Origin of the sequence: Micromonospora sp. CCTCC AA 2012012 (assembly GCF_040499845.1) — a bacterium.
Classification (GTDB): domain Bacteria; phylum Actinomycetota; class Actinomycetes; order Mycobacteriales; family Micromonosporaceae; genus Micromonospora; species Micromonospora mangrovi.
This window is the reverse complement of sequence record NZ_CP159342.1, coordinates 2,031,820-2,055,854: the sequence shown is the minus strand read 5'-3', so window position 1 is coordinate 2,055,854 and position 24,035 is coordinate 2,031,820. Positions and strand designations below refer to the sequence as shown.

Sequence of the window (24,035 nt, the reverse complement as noted above, 5' to 3'; positions counted from 1 at the left end):
GAGGACCGTCAGCCCCTCGGCCGACCCGTGGTCGCCGGGGCTCGACGTCCGGTCGGGGCGCGCCGCCGTCCCGCCGGCCGGATGCGGGGGAGGCAGGGCCGCGACGCCGAGCGGGCCTGCCTGCCAGTCCCGCCCGTCCCTCGTGGCCGGGAGCCGGACCGGTGTCGACGACGCCGACGCCGGCAGCGGATCCGGGTCCACCCGGACCACCGGACGGGCGGGGCCCCGCGGCACGACAGGCACCTCTCCTGGCGTCCGCCGCCTGTCGCCGAGCGGCCCGCACGCGACTTTCCGTTGAACGGGCGAAAGTTGAAGGCGATCGATCGAAAGGTATGGACAGGGAAATCGAATTCCCTTAATGTCCCTGCCAACACGCAGATGTCTCGTCGAGGTGAACCGGCGGCGCGGTAATCCATCGACCGGCGACCAGCCCGTGGCCCCGCCACACCCCTCGGTCGCGGCCGACCGGCCCGGCACCCGGCGGCCAGCCACACCCCGTATCCGGCACCGGCGCGACGGCGCGCGCCCCACCCTGACAGTCGCTCGTCAGGAAGGGACAGCCCACATGTCCATGGACACCCCCACCCACCGCCCCCGACGATGGTTCCCCGCCGCCTCGACCCTGCTCCTGGTCGCGACGGCCGGCACCGTCAGCCTCGCAACCGGCCCGGCCGCCCTCGGCGGTCCCGCCCCGGCCGCCGCCCACACCATCACCGCCAGCGACTTCCAGCAGGTCGAACTGGCCCGCGGCGTCGCCGAGACCGGCGAGCCGATGTCCCTGGCCGTGCTCCCGGACCGCTCCGTCCTGCACACCGCCCGCAACGGCACGCTGCGCCGCACCGACGCCGCCGGCACCACCACGGTGATCGGCACCCTCGCCGTCTACACCCACGACGAGGAAGGCCTGCAGGGCGTCGGCGTCGACCCCAACTTCGCCACCAACCGCAACATCTACCTCTACTACGCCCCACCGCTGTCCACCCCGACCGGCGACGCTCCCACCACCGGCACCGACTTCTCCGCCTGGCAGGGCGTCAACCGGCTCTCCCGGTTCACCCTGAACGCCGACTTCACCCTCAACCAGGCCAGCCGGGCGGACGTGCTCGACGTGCCCGCCAGCCGCGGCATCTGCTGCCACGTCGGCGGGGACATCGACTTCGACGCCGCCGGCAACCTCTACCTCTCCACCGGCGACGACACCAACCCGTTCGACTCCGCCGGGTACGCGCCGCTCGACGAGCGCACCGACCGCAACCCCGCGTACGACGCGCAGCGCAGCGCCGGCAACACCAACGACCTGCGCGGCAAGATCCTCCGGATCAGGGTCAACGCCGACGGCTCGTACGCCATCCCCAGCGGCAACCTCTTCCCGGTCGGCACCGCGAAGACGCGGCCCGAGATCTACGCGATGGGCTTCCGCAACCCGTTCCGGATGAGCGTCGACAAGGCCACCGGCATCGTCTACGTCGGCGACTACGGGCCGGACGCCGGCAGCAGCTCCACCCGCGGGCCCAGCGGTCAGGTCGAGTTCGACCGGGTCACCGGACCGGGCAACTACGGCTGGCCGTACTGCACCGGCACCAACACCGCCGCCGAGACGTACGCCGAGTGGGACTTCGCCACCGGCACCGCCGGGGCGAAGTTCGACTGCGCGGGCGGCCCCACCAACAACTCGTTCCGCAACACCGGCCAGACCACCCTGCCACCGGCCCGCCCGGCCTGGATCCGGTACGGCGGCGACGCCGGCACCCCACCGGAGTTCGGCGGCGGCTCCGAGTCGCCGATGGCCGGTCCGGTCTACCGCTACGACGCCGCCTCCACCTCGACCACGAAGTTCCCGCAGTCGTTCGACGGGCAGTTCTTCGCCACCGAGTTCGGCCGCGGCTGGATCAAGCCGATCCACCTCAACGCCGACGGCTCACCGGGCACCATCGACGCGTTCCCGTGGACCGGCAAGCAGGTGATGGACTCCGCGTTCGGGCCGGACGGGTCCTACTACGTGCTCGACTACGGCACCGGGTACTTCAACGGCGACGCGAATTCGGCGCTGTACCGCTTCGACTACATCGGCTCCGGCAACCGGGCGCCGGTCGCCCGGGCGGCGGCGGACCGCACCTCCGGCACCGCCCCGCTGGCCGTGGCCTTCTCGTCGGCCGGGTCGGCGGACCCGGAGGGCGGGGCGCTCACCTACTCGTGGGCGTTCGGCGACGGCACCAGCTCGACAGCCGCGAACCCGGCGCACACCTACACCGCAAACGGCACCTACACCGCCACCCTCACCGTCCGCGACCCGCAGGGCGCCACCGGCAACGCCAGCGTGGTGGTCACCGTGGGCAACACCGCCCCGACGGTCACCGTGAACACGCCCGGCAACGGCCAGCTCTTCTCGTACGGCGACACCGTGCCCTTCTCGATCACCGTCACCGACCCCGAGGACGGCACCATCGACTGCGCCAGGGTCAAGATGACCTACGTGCTCGGGCACGACCAGCACGGCCACCAGATCACCTCGGTGAACGGCTGCTCCGGCTCGATCACCATCCCGGTCGACGGGGAGCACGACGACGCGGCGAACATCTTCGCCATCTTCGACGCCGAGTACACCGACGCCGGCGGCCTCACCACCCACACCCAGCAGACCCTGCAACCCCGGCACCGGCAGGCCGAGCACTTCAAGACCTCGTCCGGCGTCAACACCTTCGACAAGGCACCCGCCGAGGGCGGCAAGACCGTCGGCGACATCAACAACGGGGACTGGATCGCGTTCACCCCCTACCAGCTGGGCAACGTCACCTCGTTCAGCGCCCGGGTCTCCTCGGCCGGGGTCGGCGGCACCCTCCAGGTACGCGCCGGATCGGCCACCGGCACGGTGCTCGGCTCCGCCACGGTGCCGGTCACCGGGGCCTGGGACTCCTTCACCACGGTCACCGGCGCGATCTCCGGGGCGCCGACCGGCACCACCACGCTCTACCTGACCTTCTCCGGCGGCGCCGGGGCACTCTTCGACGTCGACTCGTTCACCTTCACCACCGGCGCGAGCGTGCGTACCGGCCCGGTGAAGGGGCTGGCCGGCAAGTGCCTGGACGTGCGCAACGCGGCCACCGCCGACGGCACCCAGATCCAGCTCTACACCTGCAACGGCACCGCCGCGCAGAGCTGGACGGTGACGCCGAACTCGACGGTCAAGGCGTTGGGCAAGTGCCTGGACGTCTCCGGCGCCGCCACCGCCGACGGCACGAAGATCCAGCTCTGGACGTGCAACGGCACCGGCGCGCAGAACTGGGCCGCCCAGGCCGACGGCACGCTGCGCAACCCCGCGTCCGGCAAGTGCCTGGACGTGGCCGGCAACAACTCCGCCGACAGCACCCCGGTCCACCTGTGGACCTGCACCGGCGCCGCCAACCAGAAGTGGATCCTGCCGTAACCGAGTGACCGTGCGGGGGCCCGGCCGACGGGCCCCCGCACACCCGAGAGGGGAACCGCCATGCGCAGACTCCTGCGACCCGTCCTCGGCGCGGCCACCGCCGTCCTCGCCGCCGTCGCCTGCACCGTCCCCGCCACCCCGGCGGCCGCCGCCGACGCCCCGTACGACGTGCTGGTCTTCTCCAGGACCGCCGGCTTCCGGCACGACTCCATCGCGGTGGGCGCCCAGGCCATCCGCGACCTGGGCGCGGCCAACAACTTCACCGTCACCGCCACCGAGGACGCCACCGCGTTCACCACCGCCAACCTCGCCCGCTACGAGGCGGTGGTCTTCCTCAACACCACCGGCGACGTGCTCGACCCGACCCAGCAGACCGCCTTCGAGTCGTACATCACCGGCGGCGGCGGCTTCGTGGGCGTGCACTCCGCCGCCGACACCGAGTACGACTGGCCGTTCTACGGCAACCTGGTCGGCGCCTGGTTCGCCTCGCACCCGGCCATCCAGCAGGCGAACGTCACGGTCGAGGACCGGGCGCAGGCGGCCACCGCGCACCTGCCGCAGACCTGGACCCGCACCGACGAGTGGTACAACTACCGCACCAACGCCCGCTCCACCGCGCACGTGCTGGCCAGCCTGGACGAGTCGTCGTACTCCGGCGGGTCGATGGGCGGCGACCACCCGCACGCCTGGTGCAAGACCGTCAGCGGGGGCCGCTCCTTCTACACCGGCGGCGGCCACACCCAGGCCTCCTACGCCGACCCGGCGTTCCGGGCCCACCTGCTCGGCGGCATCCGGTACGCGGCCGGCCGGACGAGGGCCGACTGCCGCCCGGAGACCGGTTACACCACCCTCTACAACGGCTCGACCACCGGCTGGTCGCAGGCCGGGCCGGGCGGCTTCACCAACACCGACGCCACGCTCAGCTCGGTCGGCGGGATGGGCCTGTTCTGGTACAGCGCGAAGCAGTTCACCAACTACTCGCTGAAGCTGGACTGGAAGCTCGCCGGCGACGACAACTCCGGGGTCTTCATCGGCTTCCCCCCGTCGACCGACCCGAACTCGGCGGTCGACAACGGGTACGAGGTGCAGATCGACGCCACCGACACCGCCGACCGCACCACCGGCGCCGTCTACACGTTCAAGTCCGCGGACATCGCCGCCCGGGACGCGGCGCTGAACCCGCCGGGGGAGTGGAACACCTACGAACTGCTGGTCGAGGGGGAGCGGCTCCAGGTCTTCCTGAACGGCCGGAAGATCAACGACTTCACCAACACCAACCCGGCCCGTTCGCTCGCCGGCCACATCGGCATCCAGAACCACGGCACCGGGGACGACGTCTCCTTCCGTAACGTCCGGATCAAGGAGCTGGGCACCACCCCGACCGGCAGCACCACCGTGCAGGCCGAGTCGTACACCACCGCCAGCGGGGTCAGCCCGTACACCAAGGCCGGCGCCAACGGAGGACAGACGCTCGGTTACATCGATCCGGGCGACTGGTCGGCGTACCAGGGGGTGGACCTGACCGGGGTCACCTCGTTCAAGGCCCGGGTGGTCTCCGGCGGCCCCGGCGGCACCGTCCAGGTGCGCACCGGCTCCACCACCGGCACCATCCTCGGCTCGGTCGCGGTGCCGAACACCGGCGGGTGGACCACCTACGCCGACGTCAGCACCGGCCTCAGCGGGGTGCCCGCCGGCACCCGGGACCTCTACCTCACCTACACCGGCGCCGGCTCCGGGCTCTTCGACATCGACGACTTCACCCTCGTCCGCGGCACCACCCCGACGGGTACCGGCCCGATCAAGGGGCTGGCGGGCAAGTGCCTCGACGTCCGTAACGCGGCCACCGCCGACGGCACCCAGGTGCAGCTCTACACCTGCAACGGCAGCGGAGCACAGACCTGGACGGTCACCCCGAACGCCACGGTGAAGGCGCTGGGCAAGTGTCTGGACGTCTCCGGGGGCGGCTCGGCCGACGGGACGAAGATCCAGCTGTGGACCTGCAACGGCACGGGGGCACAGAACTGGTCCGCTCAGGCCGACGGCACCCTGCGCAACCCGCAGTCCGGCAAGTGCCTCGACGTGGCCGGCAACAACTCCGCCGACGGCACCCCGGTGCACCTGTGGACCTGCACCGCCGCCGCCAACCAGAAGTGGATCCTGCCCTGACCGGGACGGTGGCCCGCCGCTGAGGTCGGGGCCGGCGCGGAGGCTTCCGCGCCGGCCCCGACCGCCCTACAGTGGTCACCGGCGACCCGTGCGGTGACCCGGTGACCCGACGGGAGGCGCAGACCCGTCCGGCCCAGGTGCGTCCGCGCACCCACCGGTGCTCCGCGCTGCCGCCGCGCCGGCCCCTCGCCCCGGTCCAATCAGGAATCCCCCTCACGACAGGGGAGACGCACCATGGCGCGACCGATCACACTCTTCACCGGACAGTGGGCCGACCTCCCGTTCGACGAGGTCTGCCGGCTGGCCGCCGAATGGGGCTACGACGGGCTGGAGATCGCCTGCTGGGGCGACCACTTCGAGGTCGACAAGGCCCTGGCCGACGACTCGTACGTCGACCGCAAGCGGGAGACGCTGGCCAAGCACCACCTGAAGGTCTACGCCATCTCCAACCACCTCGTCGGTCAGGCCGTCTGCGACCACCCGATCGACGAGCGGCACCGGGACATCCTGCCGGGACGGATCTGGGGCGACGGGGAACCGGAGGGTGTCCGCCGCCGCGCCGCGGCGGAGATGAAGGACACCGCGCGGGCGGCGGCGAAGCTCGGGGTGCAGACGGTGGTCGGCTTCACCGGCTCGTCGATCTGGCACACCCTGGCGATGTTCCCGCCCGTGCCGCCGACGATGATCGAGCGCGGCTACGCCGACTTCGCCGACCGGTGGAACCCGATCCTCGACGTCTTCGACTCCGAGGGGGTGCGGTTCGCCCACGAGGTCCACCCCAGCGAGATCGCGTACGACTACTGGACCACGAAGCGGACCCTGGAGGCGATCGGGCACCGGCCGGCGTTCGGGCTGAACTGGGATCCGTCGCACTTCGTCTGGCAGGACCTGGACCCGGTGAACTTCATCCTCGACTTCGCCGACCGGATCTATCACGTCGACTGCAAGGACGCGAAGGTGCGCACCGGCGACGGGCGGCGTGGCCGGCTGGCGTCCCACCTGCCCTGGGCGGACCTGCGTCGGGGTTGGGACTTCGTCTCCACCGGCCACGGCGACGTGCCGTGGGAGGACTGCTTCCGCGCCCTGAACGCGATCGGCTACGCCGGGCCGATCTCCATCGAGTGGGAGGATGCCGGGATGGACCGGCTGGTCGGCGCGCCGGAGGCGCTGGAGTTCGTCCGCCGGCTGGCGTTCGACGCGCCGTCAGCCGCGTTCGACGCCGCGTTCAGCAGCAGCCGGGACGGGTAGGAGACCCCGGGCCGGTCGTCCGCGCGGCGACCGGCCCGACGACGACCGACTCCCACGGCATCCGGTCGCGCCTGCCGCACGCCCGGCGCACACCCGCAGGCCTCCGGGACCGCGCCCGGTGACGCGCGGATCGCGGCGGGCAGCGCGTCAGGCGGTGGTGGCGTCGACGAGGGCCTGCAGGAGGCGGATCGGGTCCTCGGCGATGCGGTTGCAGGTGTAGAGCCACCACTGGTCGCCGAAGACGACGTACTCGCGGGTCGGGTGCCCGGCGGCGGCGAGGCGGTCGAGGTGGTCACGACCGAGGCCGAGCAGGGTCTCGAACTCGTAGCTCTGAGATCCGCTGGCGGCGGCGACCGGCGCGATCCGGTCGAGCAGGTCACGGTCGTGGGTCGCGATCGAGACGGGGTGGCCGGATTCGAGCAGCGTCCGGGCGTGGGTCAGGTACGCCTCCCGCAGGCCCTGGCTGTCGCGCGGGTGGGCGATGGCCTCCGCGGCGGGGTACGCGCCCTTGACCAGCCGGATGCGGCCGGGCAGGTCGAGCAGGCGGGGCAGGTCGGTGCCGGTGCGGTGCAGCCGGGCCTGGACGGTGACGCCGACGTGGGTGAAGCGGGCACACAGCCGGCGGTGCAGGCGCAGGATCGCGTCCGTGCGGTCGGTGCCCTCCATCGAGATGATCATTTCCTGGCCGTGCCCGGCGGTCGCCTCGGCGATGCGGACCGCCTGCCGGTAGCCGAGTTCCTCGTCGACGACCAGGCCGATGTGCGACAGGTCCAGCGACACCGAGCTGCGGGCGCCCGCACCGGCGAGCCGGCGGGACAGGTCGAGGAAGACGTCGGTCTCCCGGGCCGCCTCGTCGGCGTCGCGGCAGCTCTCGCCCATGTAGTCCACCGTGGCGGCGTGACCGCTGCGGTTGGTCTCGGCCACGACGCGCAGGGCGTCGTCGACGCCCTCACCGGCGATGTAGCGTCGCGCGACCCGGTGGGCGACGGCGTGCAGCGCCGGATCGTCGGAGACGCGGCGCTTCAGCTCCTCGTCCAGGGCGAGAGTGCGCAGGGCTGCCGCGGCATCGCGGGCCGCGAGATCGTCAGATGTGACACTCATGCGTCACATGGTGCCGTCAGGTGTCACATTCAAGCAAGGGTGCGCGACGGCGGGTCTCCCTCGTGTCGCGCCCGGGATGGCTCCGTCGCCGTGGCGGTGGCCGTGGCGCGCAACCGGCCGTCGAGCCGGCGATGCCCGGGCCACCGCCGCCGGTCACGAATCCGGGTCCTGCCGGGCGAGGAACCGTCTGACCAGGGGTGCGAGGCGGTGGTCGTGGGCGGCGTTCCAGACGATCAGCCGGGTGGCCGGCGAGAGGTCGCGCACCGGAACGGCGACGTACCGGGGGTCGTCGGGGTCGGCCAGCGGGGCGGGGGCCACGGCGAGTGCCACGCCCGCCGCCACCAGGTCGTAGTGTTCGTCGAGGTGCTGGCTGCGGCAGCGGAGCAGGCCGGTGCCGGAGCCGTCCCCGTGCCGTCCCAGCGTCCAGTAGCTCGCCGCGCGACGGTCCAGCCGGACGTCGAACCCGACCAACGGCTGATCCACCAGGTGGGACAGCAGGCAGCTGGAGGCGGCGGCCAGCGGGTGGTCCGCCGGGGCGAGGACCACCCGGGGGAAGCGACGCCAGACCGCGGCGCGCAGCCCGCGCAGGGCCGTGCCGGTGATGGGCAGCCAGGTCACCGCGAGCTCGCACCGGCCGTCCCGCACGGCCTCCAGCAGATCGGCGTACGGGTAGCGGTGGAAACAGACCCGGCGCGTCGGCGAGGTGAGGGCCGCGCGGAGGGCGGCGAGTTCCGGCGAGATCCGGCCGTCGAGGACGGCGACGCCCAGCGTACGGGAGGGGGTGGCGAACCGGGCGGCGGCGCGGCGTGCCCGGTTGACCGCCCGTTTGCTGTGCTCGTGCATCCGCTCCGACTCGGCCACCAGGATCTGCGCGGCAGGGGTGAGGATCAGCTCGCCTCCGCCGCGTTGGACGAGCTCGATGCCGAGGTGGCCTTCGAGCAGGGACAGTCGGCGGCTGATCACCGTCCGGTGCACGTGCAGTGCGGCGGCGGCGCCGGGGATCGACCGCTTCTGATCGACCATGCGGAGGGTCTTCAGCAGTAGGGCATCGATGTCCATGGTGCTTCCGATCGGGGTGCGGCACGGTGAGCATGATTGGAACGATCAAATTTTCGGCCGGCGGGGTGGCCGTTGACATTCATAATCATCACTGCATCTGTCGGTGTCCAATCGGTACGCGGTGCGTGATGATCGAGGAAATCAATGCACGAAGGGTGACGCCGGATGGGGCCGGAACTGGATCTGCACCAACTTCAGGTCTTCGTCGTGGTGGCCGAGACGCGGCACTTCGGGCTCGCCGCCAAGCAGATGTTCATGACCCAACCGACGGTCTCCTACCACGTGCGGGCGCTGGAGGAGCGCCTCGGCGTCCAGCTGCTGGTCCGTACCCGACCGGCCGTGATGCTCACCGAGGCGGGACGGATCCTGCTGCCCCGGGCCCGGAAGCTGCTCGCGGACAGCAGCCTGACCGTCGAGCAGGTCCGCGCCGCGCGGGACGGCCTCGTCGGCGAGGACCTGCGCATCGGCCTGGTCGACGCCGCGTTCGACCTGCACGACATCCTCATCGGCGAGTTCACCCGGACCCATCCGCAGGTGCGGGTGCACCGTCGCCAGCTCTCCTCCGTCGAGCAGCTGCGCCGCCTCGCCGACGGACGGCTGGACGTCGCCGTCTGCCGCGCGGCCCTGGCCCCGCCGACGTTGCGCAGCCAGCTGATCCGCCTCGACCCGGTGGTCGTGGTGATGGCCGCGGACCATCCGCTGGCCGGCCGTGCCTCGATCGAGCTGCGCGACCTGCGCGACGAGCTGTTCATCCTCGACGCCGACAACGAGGCGCCGGAGTTCCGGCAGTACGTCACCCACCTGTGCCGCACCGCCGGCTTCAGTCCCCGGATCAGCTCCATCCAACCGGCCACCCTGCACGACGCGACCGGGATGCAGCCGGGCAGCACCGCCCTCGGCATCGTGCCCGGCTGCATCCGTGCCGCGGTCTCGCGCACCGACGGCATGCTGGTCGCGGTGCCCCTGACCCCCACCAGCCACTACGACTGGTCACTGCTCTGGCTCGGGGACACCCCTCCACCAGTGGTCACCCAGTTCCTCACCGTTGCGCTCCGGACCGCCGAGGAGCACGGCTGGCTCACGGGCCGGCGCGGGCAGGGGTGACGGCACCGGATCCGGTACGAGCTGCCCGACGACCAGCCGCGCATAGAACCCGTCCTGCCGCAGGAGCTCGGCGTGGTTGCCGCGTTCCACCACCCGCCCCTGATCGAGCACGAGGATCTGGTCGGCGGTGCGGACGGTGCTGAGCCGATGGGCGATGACGATCCGGGTGCAGCGCAGCGCGTCCAGGTTGGCGTCCACCCGCCGCTCGGTCTCCGCGTCCAGGTGACTGGTGGCCTCGTCGAGCAGCAGCACGGCGGGCCGCCCGGCCAGCGCCCGGGCCAGGGCGAGCCGCTGCCGCTGTCCCCCGGAGAGCGCGTTGCCCGCCTCCCCGACGAAGGTGCGGTACCCCATCGGCATGCCGGCCACGTCGTCCTCCAGGCAGGCCAGCCGCGCCGCCTCCTGCACGGCCGCCGACGGCAGGTCGGGGTCGTTGAAGGCGATGTTGCTCTGGATGGTCCCGCTGAAGATGAACGACTCCTGGAGCACGACCCCGAACCGGCGACGCAACGCGCTGAGGTCGTACTCGTCCAACGGATGGCCGTCGAACAGGATCCGACCGTCGCTGGGCGGGTACAGGCCGAGGATCAGCTTGCCGAGAGTGCTCTTCCCCGCTCCGGTCCGGCCCACCAGGGCCACCTTCTGCCCTTCCTCCACGACCAGGTCGACGCCCTGCACCGCGTACGGCGAGCCCGGCCCGTAGCGGAACGACACGGCACGCAGGGCGATGGTGGTGCCCGCACCGACCGGCCGCCGGGTCCCGTCCGACCGCTGCTCGGGAGCCGCGTCCACCACGTCCTGCACCCGACCGAACTCGGCCTGCAGGGACTGCAGCTGCTCGACGCTGTCGACCAGCGAGCTGGCCGGCGCCAGGAACGCGCCGGCGACCGAGACCAGGGCGAGCGCGGTGCCGACGGTCATGCTGCCCGCGAGCACCTGACGACCCGCCAGCCACAGCAGGCCGAGGGAGGTGAGAGTGGACAGGAAGGACACCCCGGAGTCGACGACCGCCCGCAGCCGGCCGTGCCGCACCGACAGCCGCAGCTGGCGTCCGAACAACAGTCGCCAGTGGTCGAAGACGCTCTGTTCCGCGCCCTGCGCCTTGACCGTGGCGATGCCGTTGATGGTCTGGGCGACCTGCCCCTGCGTCTCGCCCCGGGCCATCAGCTCGCGGCTCAACAGCTCCCGCAGCGGGCGGTAGGTCCGGGCCAGGAAGAGGATCCGCAGCAGCGTGGCCACGACCGTGATCAGGGCGAAGACCGGCGAGATCACGAGCAGGACGACCAGGTACACCACCACCAGGCCGCCGTCGAGCACCGTGGAGAGCAACCGGTTGGTGACGATCTCCCGGATCGCGAGGTTGCTGCTGAGCCGGGCCAGCAGGTCACCGGAGAGTCGCTGCTGGAAGAACGCGTACGGCAGGGAGAGCATGTGCCGCACGAAGGCGGCCACCAGTCCCTCGTCGATCCGGGCCTGCAGGACGGTGACGGCCGTACCGCGCAGCCACAGCACCACCCCCTGGGTCACCGCGATCGCGACCAGACCGACCAGCAGCATCGGCATCAACCCCGACAGGTGACGGGGCAGCACCACGTCCAGGATCAGCTTGGTCAGGGCGGCGGGCACGAGACCGGCCACCTGGAGCACGAGGGTGGCGGCCAGCACCAGGGCCAACAGCCGGGGCGCCGCCCCGACCAGGCCGCGCACGTACCCGGTCAGGGTGGCGGTCGGCGCGGGCGGCCGGTGGGTCGCCGTCGGGTCGGGGGTGAGCTCGATGAACGCCCCCTGGTAACCGTCCTCGAACTCCGCGCCGGTGAGCCGTCGGCGGCCCGCCGCCGGGTCGACGATCGACACGCTTCCCCGGCGCACCTGCTCCACCACGACGAAGTGGTTGTCCCGCCAGTGGGCGATGAGCGGCACGGCCTCGTCCCGCAGTTCGCCGGCCGGACGGCGGCGGTTCTGCGCGGTGAGCCCGAAGAACCGGGCGGCGGCGCGCAGGTCACGGGCGGTGATGCCGTCCCGACCGGTCTCGCAGTGCCGGCGGACCTCGGCCTGCGAACGCCGCTGGCCGTGGTAGCGCAGCACCATCGTCAGACAGGTCGGCCCACAGTCCGTCGCCGAGACCTGGTTGAGCGCCGGTACCCGTCTCCTGCGCAGCCTCACCGCACACCGGACCGGGCCGGGGCCGCCAGCGTGAGGACCGACGGCACCACGTCCGGCTCCGCCAGCCGCAGCAGCTGGTAGCCGGTGCCGGACAGCCCGATCATGAACCCGGGGGTGGGCACCCCGTTCGGGGTCGCCGACGGCCAGTCCAGCGTGGTGCCGGCCTCGATGACCTCCGCGGCGAGTACCGACATCGGCGTCGGCAGCGCCGCCGGGCCCAGGACCCGTCCGGCCTCCAGCAGCAGCTCCAGGTTGCCGAGATCACCGTGGCAGGCCGAGAAGGTCATCCCGAACCCGTCGACGACGGTGGTGGCCAGGGCCTGCGCGGCCTCCCCGGCCAACGCCGGGTCATCGCCGCCGAGGACGTCCAGACAGGCCAGCCGGGCGAGACCGATGCCGGGTGCGCCGTGGCACCAGGTGGTCATCGGGCCGAGCGGTTCGAGGCCGCTGGTCCGCCCCGGCGCCACGATGTCCGGGTCCCGCAGGTCCCGCCAGTTGCCCCGCTCCGGGTCCCAGGTGCTGCGCTCGTGCCGGAACGCGGCCAGCGCGGCGTCCCGGTGCACGGCGCGGCCGGTGCGTTCCGCGAGCCGGGCGAACGCCAGCGCGAACCCGGAACTACCGTGCGACATGCCCGACAGCGGAGTACGCGGGCTGAGCGCGTTGCACCAGCCGATGCCGTCACCGGCGGGGACGGCCCGCTCGACGAGGTGCGCGGCGGCCCGCTCCACGGTGTCCAGCACGTCGTCGCGCCCGGTGAGCGCATGGGCGGCGAGCCCGCAGAGCACGAATCCGGCCGAGCCGCTGAGCAGGTCCAACTGCTCGTCCGCGGCGATGTGCCGGCCCGCTCCGACGACCAGGTCGGCGGCGAGGGCGGCCAGCTCCGAATCGTCCCAGACGGCGGCGAGGTGGGCGAAGGTGTAGACCAGTCCGCCCAGGCCACTGAAGGCACCGAGGCGCACGTCCGTACCGTCGGTGGCGCCGACGGTCATGGCCCGCAGCGACCGGGTCGCGGCACGGGCGGTCGAGGTGTAACGCTGCACGCCGGTGAGCTGCCCGAGCCGGGCCAGGAAGAGCGCGATACCGGGCAGGCCGCCGTAGAGATCGATCATCGCGGGCAGCGCCGCCCAGTTCTGGCTCTGGCCGGCCTCCAGCGTCACCCAGGACACGCCGCCGTCCCGCTCGGCGACCGCCTCCGCGCAGAGCCGGTCACCGATTCCCCGGGCGGCCGTCAGCGGATCCGTCCCCCCGGTCGCCGGTCGGCGGGCCGGCCGCTCCCGGGTGGTCCGGGTCGCACCGGCGCGTGACGCGGTCAGGTCGGCCACCGACGCCCGCAGGAACCACAGTTGCCGGGCGAGGTCCGCCTCGCTCATCCGGTCGATCTGGGCCCGGACCATCTCGCCCGCGGACCGGCTGAGCACCTGCGGGATCAGCGTGCCGGTGCTGTCGACGACGTCGCGGGAGGAGACCCCGGCGACGAACACGGGAATGTCGCCGCGCCGCAGGTCGTGCTGTTCACTGCCGATCAACGGAACGAGACCCTCGTCGCCCGCCCACAGCCGGTCGAGGTGCCGCTCCAGGTCGGCGGCGTCGCGCAGCAGCCACGGGTGGGTGGCCTCGAACAGCAGGGTGGCGTACGTCTGGGTGGCCCGTGCGATCACCCGGATCTCGTCGGAGTCGAAGTCGCGCACCAGATCCTCGACCAACGAGTCGCGGTGCTCCAGCAGGTGGCGGTAGACGGCGACGAAGCCCCGCTCGACCCGGTCCAGGTGGTCCAGCGGGTCGATCACCGAGTCCGGCTCGGCGAGCTGCGGCAGATGCTCGCCGATCGGCACCTCACCGTGCTCCAGCACGAGCCGGATGGCGTCGGTGCCGGCGGCGACGACGCTCGGCACCGGCATCGGGGTGCGCTGGCCGGCACGGGCGGCCAGCCCGCTCAGGTCGATGCCGGGCGACTCCTCGGTGGCCCAGACCGGCACCGGGAGCAGGCCGACCCGCAGCACCGAGGTGGCCAGCAGTTCGGACGTCTCGTGCATCGGCCCGTCGGGGATCGGCACGATCTCCGGTTGCAGGACCGACTCCAGGTCGACCAGGACGGGGTGCGCGCCGGAGGCGATCAGGTTCTCGGAGTGGAAGTCGGTGGCCTGGAGCAGGTGCAGCACGGCGAGCAGGGCACCGTGCCGCTCATAGAAGTCACCCACCTCGGCCAGGTCCCGGCACGGGTCGTTGGCCACGTGCTCCTGCCAACCGTGGTCGCCCCCGTCGACCGAGCGGGGCAGCCGCAACGACGGCACCACGCCGGCCTGGTTGAGCCGTTCGAGGAACGACGCGAGGTGCAGGTCGACCGCCATCGGACGAGGCTTGTAGACCACCCGGGCGCCCGAGGCCAGCACGAGCACCGACACCCGCTGGCCACCCCGGTGCGAGTCGCCGGTGGGCAGCACCGCCTCGATCCGGTCCTCGGGGGAGAGGCCGAAGGCCGCCACCACTCGGGGCCAGTCCTCGATCAGGTGACCCAGGAAGGTGCGGTTCGCGGCCAGCCAGATGTCGACCTGCTCGGTCATCCGCCGGGCCAGCACCGGGTAGGTGGCGAAGAACTCCTGCAACCGGGGGCCGGTGAGCCCGTCCAGGAACTCCCGGTACCGCGCCTGCGGGTCGGTGGCGACCAGCCGACCCTCGATCCGGGCGATGTTGATGTCCACGATCAGCGCCCGCTGGGCGCCGGCCACGAGCGCCGCGCAGAGCTCGCTGGCCAGCGACCGCAACAGCGCCGCGCGGTCGACCAGGGCGTCGCTCACGGCCAGTTCGTCCAGCACCCCGGCCAGCCGCTCGGTCGCGTCGGCGACGAACGGGGTGAACGGCTTCAGCATGTACGCCCGGATGTCGATCTCCGCGCTGTCCAGGTCGGGACCGGGCAGGGTGTTCCCGTCGGCCGCCCGGCCGGTGATCCGGTGGAACTCCGTCAGCCAGCGCGGTGGCCCGTCGGCGGGTGACGTCGGGGCGGTGGGCCGCAGGAGCGCCCGGAACCGGTCGTCGTCGAGGTGGCCGAGGGAGAGCCGCCGCTGCCAGATGCCCTCGTCGGTGAAGGGACGTTGGGCGCGCCACTCCCGGTAGCCGGTCGCGGCACGGTCGTCGCCGGTGGCCTCGGGCGGGCCGCCGTCGTCGCACAGTGCGCGCCGCTCGTCCAGCGTGGCCGCCCGCCACCAGGAGACGTCCGCCGTGCCATCGGGCATCTGTTCCGCGGACGGGCCAACCATTACCTGCTCAGTCACGGTGTCACACCTCCGGTCGGGCCGGTGGGGCCGGTCGGTGCCGGCCGCCCAGCGGTCTTGCGCTGCGGGTACGGCCCGCCCTGCCGGCGGGGCGTCCTGCGGGGCGGGGTGTCGCCTGGGTCGGGCCGACCCCGACGGATCGGGGCCGGCCCCACCGGTAGGGGTCGATCAGCAGTACAGGCAGAGGTAGTAGGTCCGCACCAGATAGCTGTAGTAGAACGGCGTGCAGATGGCGCCGGTCGGGCAGCCGATGGTGCAGGGCGACGTCGGGATGCTGTAGGCCTGACCGCCGACGAACAGGTCGTCGAGCGACGAGTCCATCTCGCCCGCCGGGTTCGGCGGGACGGACTGCCGGTCCGCCTCGCTCAGCGAGCTCAGGTAGTGCGGGTCACGCCATGCCTGGGCGATGTGATTGGACATAGCCTCTCCTCGAAGCAGGGGTTGGTTGCGGCCGGTGGGCTCGGGCCCCGGCGGTTCTCCGCCATGGCAGCCGCAGGACCCGACAAGGGCCGTCGTCCGATCGAGCGGTCGATCCGCGGTACCGACTTCGTCGACTGAAAGGAGCTAATCACCCGGGCTTGTCGCGGTATATCCGCAATATTCGGAATCATGGAGGGAGACCGGCCGACATCCGGTCCAGACAGTCGACCGCCAGGAGGCTGGCGAGGTACTGGATTCCGGGCACGGTCGCACCGTCCACACCGGTCAGCGCATAGATCTTCCGCAACCGGTACTCGAGGGTGCTGCGATGGATGTGCAGCGCCGCCGCCGTGGCCGCCGCGTTCAGGTCGTGCGACACGTAGGCCCGCAGCGTGCTCAGCAGGTCGGGGCCGGTGGACAACCGTTCCGCCGCCGCGGCCAGCCGTGCGCAGGTCGCGGCGTCGGCGAGTACGGCCAGCTCCACGAGGTGGTCCTGCCGCCTGGCGACCACGCCGGCGCGGCGGGTGCGCAGGACTCCGGTCAGGGTGGCCAGCAGGCCGGCCTCGGCCGCGGCGGACCAGAGCCCGTCCGGCGTGGCGGCGGTCACCGCGCCCGCGGCGATCGGGGATCCGGCGTCGGGGGAGGCCCGGGCGAGAGCCTCCACGCACCGGTGGAAGTCACGTCCCGGCGGCGACAGGACGAGTGCCGTGCGACCGTCCGACACCCAGTGGGCGGCGGTCCCCGTACCGATCAGCTCGCAGGCCGCCCGCAGCGGGGCGGGCGCGGCGTGGTCACCGGGCGACCCGGCGAGCAGCACCAGGACCTCGACCGGCCCGGTGAGCCCCTCGACGTCCACACCACGCCGGGAGTCGCCGCGTGCCCGGTGGTCGAGGGTGAACCGCCGCCACCGCGCGGCGCTCTCCCGCAGTACGGCCCGGACATTCGGTGCCCGCGCCGATCCGGCGCTGCCGACCATTCGCATGCGGCCATGGTGGGCGGGATCGTGGTCCCGCTCCCCGTCCCGTTGCGGGATCGGCACAGGGGCTTGACATCGGGCCGGACAAGCGGCAGTCGGGGTCGCCGTCCCGGTCCGCGCCGCCGGGGTGGGGCGAACGGCGTGGCCGTCTCGCGCAGGCAGTCCGTACATCGAAGGTGTTAACTCGGTTGCATGGAGTGGCAGGATCTGCACGCGGTGCGCGCGGCGGCGCGGTACGGCTCGGTCACGGCGGCGGCCGCGGCGCTGGACCGGACCCGGCCGGCCCTGTCCCGGCGGATCGCGCGCCTGGAACGCCGGCTCGGCACCCCGCTGCTCGTGCGGACCCCGAACCACTGCGAGCCGACCCCTGCCGGCCAGGTCCTGCTGGCCGCCGCCGCCCGGGCCGACGAACTCTGGACCGCCGCCGTACGCCGGGCCCGGGCCGTCGACGGCGACCCTGCGGCCCCGCCGGCCACCCCCGACTCGGTCACCTGGTCGGACCTGGCGGTGCTGCGCGCGGTCCACGAGCACGGTGGGGTCACCGCCGCCGCCCGGGAGCTGCGGCTGGCCCGGCCGGCGGTCTCCCGCCGGATCGACCGGCTGCACCGGGTGGTCGGCGTCGCGCTGCTGGAGCGCGGCGCCCGCGTCGCGACGGTCACCCCCGCCGGGCACGTCCTGCTCGCCGGCGCCGCCCGGGTCGACGCCGTCCTCGGCCGGGCGGTCACCCCCCGGCGTCCCACCGGGGCACCGCCACCTCCGGTGCCCCGGCTGCCCGAGCGGCTGAGACTGGCCTTCGGCCTGATCTCCCCGCAACAGGTGATCACCCGCCTCCGCGCGTCCGTACCCGCCACCGCCTGGCAACTGGAGCAGGTGCCGCTGCCGATGGCGGTGCACCGGATGCGCACCGACGACCTGGACCTCTTCTACGGCTGGTCGACGGGACCGGTGCCGCCGCACGGTCGAGGGCCGGTCCGGATGCGGTCCCTGCTCGCCGCCCCGTACGCGGTGGCCGCCGGAGCCGGGCACTGGGCGGCCGGCCGGGCCGGGCTGCGGATGGCCGACCTCGCAGGCGAGGAGTGGGTGGTGGACCCGGACCCGCTCATCCGCGAGGAGGAACTGCGGCTCTGCCGACGCTACGGCTTCGCGCCGCACACCCTGCACGTCGCCGCGGACACGACGGTGATCCGGGCGCTGGTGGGCGCCGGCCAGGCGGTCAGCTGGGTGGTCGGTGGGCTGATGCCCGGCGACGACTACGTGGTGGTGCGTCCCTCCGACGCGCCCCTCGGGCGACTGGTCCTGATGTGGAACGCCCGCGTGCTGGCCGACGCCGACGCTGGGTGGCTGGGCGAGCTGATGCTGGACCTGAACCTGCGGCTGTGGCGCGAGCGTGAGCCGGCCCTGACCGCCTGGCTGCGCCGGTACGCCACCGTGGACATCCAACGTCGCCTCGGCCGACCGTGACACGACCGCCACCGGCGGAGCTGACGGCGGTCATGCCGACCGGGTCGGCGTCAACGCCGTCCCGCCGCGTCACCGCCCGTCGTCGTGACGGGTGCGTCCAGCGCCTCGGCGATCGCTGCCCAGACCTCCGGGTGGGCGACCAGCCCGCCGTGGGAACTGTCCACCGTGACGCAGCGGGCGCCGGGGTCCTGCGAGGCGTGCCAGGACACGATGCCGTCGCTGCGACTGGCGATCGAGGTGAACGGCACCCGGGCCGGCGCGGAGGCCAGGACGTCGTCGTGGACCTGCCGGCAGCAGTCGCCGAAGGGGCAGTTGCGGACCCAGTCGCGGCGTCCGAGCCGGGTCATCGTGGCCATCCACATGGTCAGCAGCCGGACGGCCAGATGTATCCCGAACGGGTCGGTCAACGGTGCCCCGAGGGTCACCAGCGCCCGTACCCGGGTCGGGTGCCGCACGGCGAGGACCTTGGCGAAGAGGCCGCCCCGACTGTGCCCGACGAGGGTGACCGGTCGGCCGGTCTCGGCGTGCACGCGCAGCAGCGCCTCCTCGACGACCGCGAGGTCCCGGCTGGAGCAGCGCCGCCCGTCGGTGAGCCCGGTCGGTCGGGCGTCCCAGCCACCCTCGCGCAGCCAGTCGCGCAGCAGCGCCACCCGCTCGTCCCCGGCGGCGAAGCCCGGCACGACCAGCACCGGGGAGCCGGGTTCCGGCGGCGCCGGCGGGGCGGGGCGGTGCGACCGCAGGGCGGCCAGCTCCGCGCGGATCCGGCCCTCCCGCCAGATCGGCGGGGCGAGGCTGGCGGGCAGTCCCAGATAGTGCAGCGGGGTCGCGAAGGGGCGCCATCCGACGTCGGTCATGCTCTCCTCCCATCGGTGGGGTGCGCCGGCGGACCGGACCGGTCGTTGGACCCGCCCGGTCCGCCGGGCAGCCACCGGTCACAGCGTAATGAGGTCGTTGACCGTGTAGCTCAGCGAGGCGCGCACGCCCAGGCCGGTCCGGACGGGGGCGAGGGCGCCCAGTTCCTCGTGCGGCACGGGAAGGAACTCCAGGTGCCCCTCGCCGGCCCAGGCGTCCACGAGGTGCAGGTCGTCGAAGGCGGCCAGCACCAGCTCGTCGACGGCCGGGACATCGTGGCGGCCCGCCGCGAGCTGGGGGAAGTAGCGCCGGTTGACCGTCGGACGTGCCAGGAGCCGTTCGGGTTCGGTCACCGGCGTGCGCAGGGTCACCTCGGCGCGGGCCAGATGGTGACCGGCCACGCTGGCGTCGGCGGCGAACCGGCCGCCGGGTGCGAGGCGCGGTGACGCGGGCCCGGGCGCGGCGAAGATCCGCGTCTGGTGCACGTCTGCCATCTTCTTGGGGAACCCCTGGATCCAGCCCCGGGCCAGCGCGGCGTCGTTGTCGACGTAGATGTACGGGCACCAGGCCACGGCCCGCTGCCCGTGCCGCGCGTCGAGCAGGACCATGAACTCCCGGTACTGGCTGCGCGCGGGCTGGAGCTGGTCGATGTCCCGGCCGGCGTACTGCCAGTCGATGAAGAGGGCCAGGCCGCGTCCGGCGGTGTCCGGGTCGACGGTCAGGGTGGGCGGCAGGGTCGCGGCGGCCTCGGCCGGGTCGGTCCAGAACTCGACGGCGAGCAGGTCGCCGGCGTAGTGCCACGGGGGCGGTTCGACCAGTCCGGCGGTACCACGGGGGGACAGCGGAAGGCTGTATCCGGTGGGCATGCGTCCTCCTTCGGAACGATACGTATCGTCTCGCTGGGACCGTAGTCGGGCTGGTCGGGTGAGCGCAACGAGACGTATCGTTTCGGTTATGACTGTCACACCGCGCGGTCCCCGCTCCGCCGACGCCATCCTCGCCGCCACCCGGGAGGTGCTGACGGAGATCGGCTATCGCGGGCTCACCGTGGAGGCGGTGGCCGCCCGGGCGAAGGTGGGCAAGGCGACCATCTACCGCTGGTGGAGCGGCAAGGAGGAGCTGGCGGTGGACGCGTTGGCGGCGGTCTTCGAGGCGGAGGAGATCCCCGACGTGGGCGACAGCCGCCGCGAGCTGCGCCGGGCGGTGCAGATGACGATGGACAACTACACCGGCCACGCCTTCGACCTCGCGCTGCCCGCGCTCGCCTCCGACTGCGCCACCGACCCCACCCTCCTGGAGCACCTGCGCGCACGCTTCCTGCGCCGCAAGCGGGAGTTCGTCGCCGCCGCCCTGCACCGCGCCGCCGACCGGGGCGACCTCCCCTCCGACGTGGACACCGACCTGGTGCAGGACGTCTGGGCCGGCACCATCGTCTACCGCCGCGTCATCAGCGGCGGCGCGCTGGACGCGCAGCTCGTCGAGAGCCTGCTCGACCTCGTGCTGCGCGACGGCGGTGCCGCCGCACCCCGCCTCCCCGACCCGCCGTCACCCCGCTGACTGAGCGGCCGTGGACCGCCCGGGCGGGCACCGTCAACCGATCGTTACGCGAGCGCGACGACGTGCCGAGAACGGCTCTGGCAAAGCCCGCCGGTCCGCGCGAGGCTGGGCGGGACTGATCCGTCGCCCGGCCTCCGCCCCCGCCTCGGGGCGTCGCCGGGACGACCGTCCGCGTCCGCCGTACGCACCTCATCGCGTCCGGACGCACGATCCGAGGGGACCTCCATGTTTCTGCGCAATCGCGCGCGCGTCGGGCTGTTCGCCGCGGCCGGCATGCTGGCGGGGCTGACGGGCACCGCCGCGCCGGCGATGGCGGCGCCCGCGCCGGCCGCGGTCGGGTACACCGCTGTCGAGGGCGTACGCACCCTGACCTTCCTCAACGCCCCGGAACGGCTGCTCTACGGCGAGGACACCGACCGGGACCTGATCTACCGCGGCTCGCTCGACCCCGGCGCCCACCGGGTCTTCTTCGAGCACGGCAACTACAGCGGCACCCCGTTCGTCTACGGCATCCTGCTGCAGAACACCTCCGGCTGCGACCTCACCTTCAAGGTCGACCGCAAGGGCTACGGCACCTACCCGGGTGCCGGCGTGGGCGCCGCCGCGCCGCTGGCCACGATGCTCAACGGCAACGGCGCCGAGACGGCGAAGTCGCTGCCCCGCAACACCAGCGCGTGGCTGTTCACCGCGACCGCCCCGGCGAACGCCTTCTTCACCGGCGCGATCGACCTGAACACCACCCGGGTGGTCAGCTCCTGCGTCGGCGGCGCGGTCTTCGTCAAGGTCGGTGTCTTCAGCGCCCTGCCCACCGCGTCGGCCGCCGCCGCGCTGCCCTACCGGGGGGCCGACAACGGGGACGGGCTGCACAACGACCGCAAGGTCTACGACGGGCGGGTGACCGTGCCGTACGGCGTCAACCGGCACGCCAACGAGGTGGTCGCGCAGAACATCGACTACACCATCGACGCCTCGACCCCGCTGAACCAGAACTTCCCGGTCAGCTACGGCGGCGTCACCCGCGACCGGTGGACCACCAACGCGACCCCGTCCCGCAAGCCGGCCGCCATCGGCAACGACATGCTCTCGGTGTGGATGCCGCTGTCGTCGAGCAGCTTCACGCTCACCGAGATCAACCCGTTCGAACTCGACCCGCGCAACAGCGACGGCACCACCGGCAACCTGGCCAACTGGGGTGTGGTGGAGACCAACACCGGCCGGATCACCAACAACACCGGCGTGGCGCACACGGTCCGCTACGTCCTGCGCCAGGGCGACACGGGCGGCAACGTGCGCTTCGCGCACCGGTGCAGCGTCAACGGCGCGGCCGCGGCGTGGACCAGTGTGGACATGCCCGCGGGCACGCCGGCCAAGACCAAGGAGTGCGTCATCCCGGTCCCGGCCTACGGCTCGGCGACGTACTCGGTGTCCCAGGTGCTCGGTGGGCCGAGCATCGGGGTGCTGGAGAACTACCTGGTGATGACCGCCTGACAGGCCGTTCACCGTGGTGGGTGTCGGCCGACCGGCCGGCACCCACCGCGGCGTGTCCGGGGGTGGCGGCGCAGCACCCGCCGCCGGTCCGGAAGGTCACCACGATCGGGGGAGGGGCGGGTGCCGTGCTGGTGTTCGACGGCACCGGCCGGTGGCGGCGCGGGGGCGCGGCCAGCCGCGTCGCGGTCGGCGTCGCGGGGACCGTCGCGGCCGTCACCGGTTCCACCGTCCCGGTGTACGACCTGACCGGCGCCACCCTGGCCCGGATCCCGCTGCGCGGCCGGCCGGTCAGCGACGTGGCGGTGGACGACCGCCGCGGCCCGCGTCATCGTGGTCGCGCTCCCCGTTTCGATCGGGTGGGGTCTGGTCGCCACCCGCCGGAGCGCGGCACCGCTCGACTCCGGACGCGTCCCGTGCCGGTACCCGCCGGCCGGGCGCGCACGCGGCCGGCCGGCGGGCGTGTCACCGCGAGGCGGGCGGAACGGTCCGGGTGCGGTCGCCGTCCTCGCGCCGCAGTGCCGCGTCCAGCCGCTCCAGGGTGGTGGCCATGCCGGCGCGCAGGTGCGCGGCGCGGTCCCGGACCCCCACCACCCGCTGGATCGCGCGGACCAGGGGCAGCTGCGGCGCCGCCCGGGTCACCGACTCGGTGATCCGGGTGCCGCCGTCGACCGGTTCGAGCGCGTAACGCCAGGACGACGAGGACGGCCAGGCGGTGGTGAACGCGAAGGCGCGCCCCGGTGCCGCCTCGGTGACCGTCGCCGTCATGCGCCACCGGTAGAACCGACCGATGCGGTTGCTGCCGGTGAACCGCCGGCCGGGTTCACGCCACCGCGCCGCGTACGTCTCGGGGCTCCACTCGCCCATCCGGGTGATGTCGCTGAGCAGGGCGTAGACCCGCTCGGGCGGGGCCGCGACGACGCGGCTGACCCGGACGGCGAGGGCCGGGGCGGCGCTGTGGTCGGCGATCAGCCGGCGGGTGAGGCGTACGGATGAGGCGGGGTTCTGGCCGGTGTAGAGGTTGCGGTCCACGGTCACGAACGGGCGCAGTGGGACGCGCCCCCGGACGTAGCGGGCGCCCCGCGTCACGAGCTGGTCCTCCAGCAGCCAGGGTGCCTTGCGGGCGAACCGGTTGAGCAGCTCCTCCCGGTTCGACAGGCCGGTCAGGGTGTAACCGGTGAACGGCCAGCGGCCGTCCGCGTCGGTCGCGGCCAGGGTCGCCGCCGGGGCGTGGCACAGCAGGGCCACCGGCATGCCGGCGTGCAGCGCGCGCGTCAGCAGGGCGCCGGAGACCGGGTCGACGGCGAGGTCCTCCATCGGGCCGTGCCCGCCGGGATAGAAGACCGCGTCGTAGTCGGTGGGGTCCAGCTCGGACAGGTCGCGGGGGCTGCCGAACTCCTCGGCGTGGGCGGCGAGATGGCGGCGGTAGCGGCGCAGCCGCCAGGGAGCGCCGGCCGGGAAGCGGAGGCTGAGCCGGTCGACCGTCGGCGGCACCCCGCCCGGGGTGGCTACGGTGACCCGCCAGCCGGCCGCCCGGAAGAGCCGGTGCGGTTCGGCGACCTCCTCGGCCCAGTAGCCGGTGGGATGCCGGGTGCCGTCGCGCAGCGTCCAGTGGTCGGCCGCCGACAGGACCATCAACACAGCAGGCATCGCGCTGTCCTCCCCAGAATCGAACCACACGGTTCGGTTCAGGTATAGCACCCGACCACATCGATATCAAACCCGCTGGTTCGGTTTCGGGGTGCGGAGGTGG

16 protein-coding genes are annotated in these 24,035 nt (G+C 73.1%); 7 read left to right on the top strand and 9 right to left on the bottom strand.

Annotated features, from left to right (window positions below):
- The first annotated feature begins 571 nt into the window (after positions 1-571).
- From ABUL08_RS09265 to ABUL08_RS09255, 3 genes are all read left to right on the top strand, one after another.
- Positions 572-3,424: an RICIN domain-containing protein gene (locus ABUL08_RS09265; protein ID WP_350938564.1), complete on the top strand. Its 2,853-nt coding sequence runs from the start codon at positions 572-574 to the stop codon at positions 3,422-3,424.
- A gap of 60 nt (positions 3,425-3,484) precedes the next feature.
- A complete protein-coding gene (locus tag ABUL08_RS09260; protein ID WP_350936482.1) occupies positions 3,485-5,590 on the top strand; it encodes a ThuA domain-containing protein in 2,106 nt (701 codons plus the stop codon).
- A 234-nt stretch (positions 5,591-5,824) separates the two neighbouring features.
- Positions 5,825-6,838 (top strand): sugar phosphate isomerase/epimerase family protein, encoded by a 1,014-nt coding sequence (locus tag ABUL08_RS09255; RefSeq protein WP_350936480.1) that lies wholly within the window; start codon positions 5,825-5,827, stop codon positions 6,836-6,838.
- Between the two features lie 147 nt (positions 6,839-6,985).
- Here the strand turns inward: ABUL08_RS09255 and ABUL08_RS09250 are convergent, their stop codons facing one another.
- Both ABUL08_RS09250 and ABUL08_RS09245 read right to left on the bottom strand, forming a co-directional pair.
- A complete protein-coding gene (locus ABUL08_RS09250; RefSeq protein WP_350936478.1) occupies positions 6,986-7,939 on the bottom strand; it encodes a proline dehydrogenase family protein in 954 nt (317 codons plus the stop codon).
- 153 nt (positions 7,940-8,092) lie between these two features.
- Positions 8,093-8,998, bottom strand: a complete 906-nt coding sequence (locus ABUL08_RS09245) for a LysR family transcriptional regulator (RefSeq protein WP_350936476.1) — start codon at positions 8,996-8,998, stop codon at positions 8,093-8,095.
- A gap of 165 nt (positions 8,999-9,163) precedes the next feature.
- Here ABUL08_RS09245 and ABUL08_RS09240 point away from each other — a divergent pair, with 165 nt between their 5' ends.
- Positions 9,164-10,102, top strand: coding sequence for a LysR family transcriptional regulator (locus ABUL08_RS09240; protein ID WP_350936473.1), 939 nt, complete (start codon positions 9,164-9,166; stop codon positions 10,100-10,102).
- Here the strand turns inward: ABUL08_RS09240 and ABUL08_RS09235 are convergent.
- From ABUL08_RS09235 to ABUL08_RS09220, 4 genes are all read right to left on the bottom strand, one after another.
- Complete coding sequence (locus ABUL08_RS09235; RefSeq protein WP_350936471.1) at positions 9,989-12,262, bottom strand: peptidase domain-containing ABC transporter; 2,274 nt, start codon at positions 12,260-12,262, stop codon at positions 9,989-9,991. The genes ABUL08_RS09240 and ABUL08_RS09235 overlap by 114 nt on opposite strands.
- On the bottom strand, positions 12,259-15,531 hold the full coding sequence (locus ABUL08_RS09230) for a type 2 lanthipeptide synthetase LanM family protein (RefSeq protein WP_350936470.1): 3,273 nt from the start codon (positions 15,529-15,531) through the stop codon (positions 12,259-12,261). Before ABUL08_RS09230 ends, ABUL08_RS09235 begins: the two co-directional genes overlap by 4 nt.
- Positions 15,532-15,699: 168 nt before the next feature.
- Positions 15,700-15,951 carry a mersacidin/lichenicidin family type 2 lantibiotic gene (locus ABUL08_RS09225; protein WP_350936468.1) on the bottom strand — a complete coding sequence of 84 codons (252 nt, stop codon included), beginning with the start codon at positions 15,949-15,951 and terminating at the stop codon, positions 15,700-15,702.
- A gap of 187 nt (positions 15,952-16,138) precedes the next feature.
- Positions 16,139-16,933 carry a helix-turn-helix domain-containing protein gene (locus ABUL08_RS09220; protein ID WP_350936465.1) on the bottom strand — a complete coding sequence of 265 codons (795 nt, stop codon included), beginning with the start codon at positions 16,931-16,933 and terminating at the stop codon, positions 16,139-16,141.
- Between the two features lie 186 nt (positions 16,934-17,119).
- Between ABUL08_RS09220 and ABUL08_RS09215 the strand changes: the two genes are divergently transcribed.
- Entirely contained in the window at positions 17,120-18,388 is a 1,269-nt protein-coding gene (locus tag ABUL08_RS09215; RefSeq protein ID WP_350936463.1) for a LysR family transcriptional regulator, read from the top strand.
- A 50-nt stretch (positions 18,389-18,438) separates the two neighbouring features.
- Here ABUL08_RS09215 and ABUL08_RS09210 read toward each other — a convergent pair whose 3' ends face one another.
- Positions 18,439-19,242 (bottom strand): alpha/beta fold hydrolase, encoded by an 804-nt coding sequence (locus ABUL08_RS09210; protein WP_350936462.1) that lies wholly within the window; start codon positions 19,240-19,242, stop codon positions 18,439-18,441.
- Between the two features lie 78 nt (positions 19,243-19,320).
- Positions 19,321-20,106, bottom strand: a complete 786-nt coding sequence (locus ABUL08_RS09205) for an acetoacetate decarboxylase family protein (protein WP_350936460.1) — start codon at positions 20,104-20,106, stop codon at positions 19,321-19,323.
- Positions 20,107-20,194: 88 nt separating this feature from the next.
- On the opposite strand from ABUL08_RS09205, the gene ABUL08_RS09200 reads away from it, so the two are divergent.
- Together ABUL08_RS09200 and ABUL08_RS09195 are read left to right on the top strand one after the other, a co-directional pair.
- The gene (locus ABUL08_RS09200; RefSeq protein ID WP_350936457.1) at positions 20,195-20,797 is read left to right on the top strand and encodes a TetR/AcrR family transcriptional regulator; all 603 of its coding nucleotides are present in this window, start codon (positions 20,195-20,197) and stop codon (positions 20,795-20,797) included.
- A 225-nt stretch (positions 20,798-21,022) separates the two neighbouring features.
- Entirely contained in the window at positions 21,023-22,285 is a 1,263-nt protein-coding gene (locus ABUL08_RS09195) for a hypothetical protein (protein WP_350936455.1), read from the top strand.
- A gap of 462 nt (positions 22,286-22,747) precedes the next feature.
- On the opposite strand, the gene ABUL08_RS09190 is transcribed toward ABUL08_RS09195, so the two are convergent.
- Positions 22,748-23,932, bottom strand: a complete 1,185-nt coding sequence (locus ABUL08_RS09190; RefSeq protein WP_350936453.1) for an SRPBCC family protein — start codon at positions 23,930-23,932, stop codon at positions 22,748-22,750.
- Positions 23,933-24,035: the final 103 nt, after the last annotated feature.